We start from the raw sequence: 3,445 nt of genomic DNA on the forward strand, positions 1-3,445 counted from the left end.
TGCCCGACCCTGCGGGGCTGACGCTGCCGCCGCTGTCGCCCGCAGGCCGCCGGATGCGCCCGCACATCGTCTGGTTTGGCGAGTACCTGCCCGAAGACGCGCTGGAAGCCGCCCAGAACGCCTTTGCCGGGGCCGAGGTCGCCCTGGTCATCGGCACCAGCAGCGTGGTGTATCCGGCGGCGGGGCTGGCGCTGGAAACCCTGCGGCGCGGCGGCATCGTCATCGAAATCAATCCGGATTCCACCGACCTGACCCGCATGGCGACCTTCAGCCTGCGCGAAACGGCGAGCCGGGGGCTGGAAATCCTGATGGGTGAGGGCTGAAGACAAGGAGCCTGAGACATTTCGGTTCTCGGACCCTTGAACCTCCCCTGCTAGAGTCCATTTTGTGGACTTTCTGAATAGTTTCATCAACTGGGGCAACGGCCTGCTGTGGGGGTCGCTGCTCATTTACCTGCTGATCGGGGCGGGCGTGCTGTTCACCTTCTGGACGGGCGGCGCGCAACTGCGGCTGTTTTCGCACGCCTGGAAGGTCATTTTCGGCAGCCGGAACAAGGTCTCGGGCGGCATCAGCTCGTTTCAGGCGTTCGCCACGGGTCTGGCGAGTCGTGTGGGCACCGGCAACATAGCGGGGGTGGCGATTGCGGTGACGGTGGGCGGCCCCGGCGCGGTGTTCTGGATGTGGATGACTGCGCTGCTGGGCATGAGCACCGCCCTGATCGAAGCGACGCTGGCGCAGGCGTACAAGGTACGCGATGCCGACCACGGCTTTCGCGGCGGCCCCGCCTACTACATTCAGCGCGGTCTGGGGCAGGGCTGGCTGGGGGGGCTGTTTTCGGTCTTCCTGATTCTGGCGTTCGGGTTCGTGTTCAACGCCGTGCAGAGCAATTCCATCACCGCCGCTGTGACCGGGGCCTACGGCCTCTCGCCCACCCTGATCGGGGCCGTGCTGGTGCTGCTGACCGCCCCGATTATCTTCGGCGGCATCAAGCGCGTGGCGCGGGTGGCCGAAATCGTGGTGCCGTTCATGGCGCTGGCGTACCTGCTGATTGCGCTGTATGTCGTCGTCACGCACCTGGGACAGCTTCCGGGCGTGTTTTCGGACATCTTCAAAAGCGCGTTCGGCCTTCAGGCGGCGGCAGGCGGCGTGGCGGGCGGGATGATGGCGGCGCTGCTCAACGGCGTCAAGCGCGGCCTCTTTTCCAACGAAGCGGGCATGGGCAGCGCCCCCAACGCGGCGGCGGCGGCGACGGTGGCCCACCCCGTGCAGCAGGGGCTGGTGCAGATGGTCGGCGTGTTCGTGGACACCATCGTCATCTGCACCGCGACTGCCGCACTGATTTTGCTCAGCGACGCGCCGCGCTCGGCGGAACTCAGCGGCGTGCAGCTCACGCAGGCGGCGCTGGCCTCGCACATCGGCAACTGGGGCAACGACTTTCTCGCCGTCGCCATTTTCTTCTTCGCCTTCACCAGCATCATCGGCAACTACGCCTACGCCGAGAGCAACGTGCAGTTTCTGACCCGCCGCCCCTGGGTGATGACCGCCTTCCGGCTGCTGCTGCTGGGCATGGTGATGTTCGGTGCACTGACCGAAGTCCCCACCGTGTGGAACATGGCCGACCTCAGCATGGGCCTGATGGCCGTGACCAACCTCATTGCGCTGGTGCTGCTCGGGCCGGTGGCGGTGCGGCTGCTGCGCGACTACGACCGCCGCCGCAAAGCGGGCGAAGCCGAACCCACCTTCGTGCGAACGGACGACCCGGAGTTGGACGCGAAGCTGCCGCGTGACGTGTGGTGAGGAAATCTGAGGCCCGAAGGGTCTGACGCTTCAGCGCTCCTGCAATTCGGGGGCGCTCATTTTTTGCGCCGTTCAGGACAGTCAGAGGAAACTTTGGACTTTCCGCCCCCGCGCCACGATCAGCGGAATGGGCACCCTCAGCGGCCCGCCTGCAAACAGCGTTTCCAGTTCGGTCAGATGCTCGGCCCGCAGGCGGTGCTGCGTCTCGGGCGAAAAGTCGCGCAGCGGCAGCCCTTCCAGCCCCGCTGCAATGTCGGCCCAGCGTGCGGCGGGGGAGGGCAGGGGGTAATCCAGCACGGTCAGGTCGGCCTGAACATCGGCAAACCCGGCCTCGCGCAAGAGCTCCGCCGCCGCTTCCGGTGTCCCGATGCGGCCCAGCGGCGGCGCACCCGGTTTGACGCCTTCGCCCATCAGCCGCTCGCGCCAAAGGGCAGGCAGCGGCCCCAGCAGGCCACGTCCGAAAGCGCTGTAAACGACTTCGCCGCCCGGGTTCAGCACCCGCCGCCACTCGCGCAGGGCGGCAACCATATCCGGCACGAAAAACAGGCCCGCCCCGCAGGTCACCACGTCGAAGGTCGCGTCGGGAAAGGGGAGGGCGGTGGCCTCGGCTTCCACGAACTGCACGTTCCTTTGCCGCTGTCCCCGCTGACGGGCCACGTCCAGCATGGCGGGGGCGAGGTCTACGCCGACCACCTCGGGCGCCCGCTGCGCCAGGGCCAGGGCGACGGTTCCGGTTCCGGTGGCGACGTCCAGCACGCGCCCGTCCGCTGGCACCTGCACGGCTGCCGCCAGAGCGTGCGCGGCCTGGGTCAGAAAACCCAGCGCGTCGTAGTGCGGGGCCAACTGGCCGAACTGCGCGGCGTTGGCCTTCAGGTGGTCTGGGGACATGGCCCCACTCTATCCACCCTATCCTGACCCCCATGACCGACCATCAGCCCCACAAGCCGCCCGTCGGCGACAAACAGGACAAGGGCCAGGCCGTGCAGGACATGTTCGCCTCGATTGCGCCCACCTACGACCTGCTCAACCGCGTGATGAGCGCGGGCGTAGACCGGGGCTGGCGCAAGGCGGCGGCGGCGCAGGCTCTGGCCCACTCGCCGCGCCGCGTGCTGGACGTGGCGACGGGCACGGGCGACTTTGCCCTAGAGCTCAAGGAACGCGCCCCCCAGATTGACCTGACCGCTTCCGACTTCGTGCCGCAGATGCTCGACATTGGGCGCGAAAAGGCCAGGGCCAGGGGGCTGGACATCCGCTTTGAAGAAGGCGACGCCCTCAGGCTGCCTTACCCGGACGGCTCTTTCGATGTGGTGACGTGCTCCTTCGGCTTTCGCAACTTTGCCGACTACGCGCAGGGCTTGGCCGAGTTCTGGCGGGTTCTGGCTCCCGGCGGGCGGCTGGTGCTGCTGGAATTTCCGCCGCCCGCGCCGGGGCTGTTCGGGGCCGTCTTCCGCGTCTATTTCCAGCACGTTCTGCCCCTCATTGGCGGGCTGCTGAGTGGCAACGCCGCCGCCTACCGTTACCTGCCCGAAAGCGTGCTTGCCTTTCCCGACCCCGAACGCCTCGCGCAGATGATGCGGGCGACGGGCTTTCGCACCCGCTACCGCGCCCTGACCTTCGGCATCGCAGGGCTGTGGGTAGGCGACAAGCG

At 67.5% G+C, this 3,445-nt stretch carries 4 protein-coding genes; 3 read left to right on the forward strand and 1 reads right to left on the reverse strand.

The features are described from left to right. The coding region (locus Q4C89_RS12730) for a Sir2 family NAD-dependent protein deacetylase (protein WP_303102996.1) at positions 1-323 on the forward strand (323 nt) is incomplete at its 5' end. A gap of 64 nt (positions 324-387) precedes the next feature. Further along, on the forward strand, positions 388-1,797 hold the full coding sequence (locus Q4C89_RS12735) for a sodium:alanine symporter family protein (protein ID WP_303102997.1): 1,410 nt from the start codon (positions 388-390) through the stop codon (positions 1,795-1,797). A gap of 81 nt (positions 1,798-1,878) precedes the next feature. Here the strand turns inward: Q4C89_RS12735 and Q4C89_RS12740 are convergent, their stop codons facing one another. Continuing rightward, positions 1,879-2,685, reverse strand: coding sequence for a class I SAM-dependent methyltransferase (locus tag Q4C89_RS12740; RefSeq protein WP_303102998.1), 807 nt, complete (start codon positions 2,683-2,685; stop codon positions 1,879-1,881). A gap of 32 nt (positions 2,686-2,717) precedes the next feature. Between Q4C89_RS12740 and ubiE the strand changes: the two genes are divergently transcribed. After that, positions 2,718-3,445: bifunctional demethylmenaquinone methyltransferase/2-methoxy-6-polyprenyl-1,4-benzoquinol methylase UbiE (gene ubiE, locus Q4C89_RS12745; RefSeq protein WP_303102999.1), on the forward strand; the 728-nt coding region annotated here is incomplete at its 3' end.

The organism is Deinococcus sp. (genome assembly GCF_030523985.1).
In the GTDB taxonomy this organism is placed as follows: Bacteria; Deinococcota; Deinococci; order Deinococcales; family Deinococcaceae; genus Deinococcus.

Excerpts from the sequence above, each read along its gene's own strand:
- Q4C89_RS12740 (WP_303102998.1), bottom strand. The coding sequence starts at position 2,685 with ATGTCCCCAGACCACCTGAAGGCCAACGCCGCGCAGTTCGGCCAGTTG.